General features: G+C 38.8%; 1 pseudogene. It reads right to left on the bottom strand.

What is annotated here, in order from left to right:
- Positions 1-307, bottom strand: a pseudogene (locus SB775_RS28525) (type III PLP-dependent enzyme); the annotation flags it as partial.

Here is a 307-nt window from a genome sequence, read left to right as displayed (position 1 = left end):
CATGCTGAAAATATGGAACCCCAAATCCTCCGCCTAAATCAACCATTTCGCATGTCAATCCATAGTCATTCTTTATTCGAACAGCTGTGTTGAGAGTATATTCAAACGATGATAACAGCGACGTTTCATCAAGAACTTGAGTGCCCAAATAAATATGAATCCCTTTAAACAAAAGAGTGTCTTCATACGCCTGAAAAAGATCAAATACATCGCCAAGTTTCGATTCATCTATCCCAAATGGACTTGGAACACCGCCCATTTTTATTTTTGCTCGTGACTCAATTGATTCAGGATTGATACGAATGCC

The organism is Peribacillus sp. SIMBA_075 (assembly GCF_046534585.1).
This window is presented reverse-complemented; position numbering and strand designations above follow the sequence as displayed.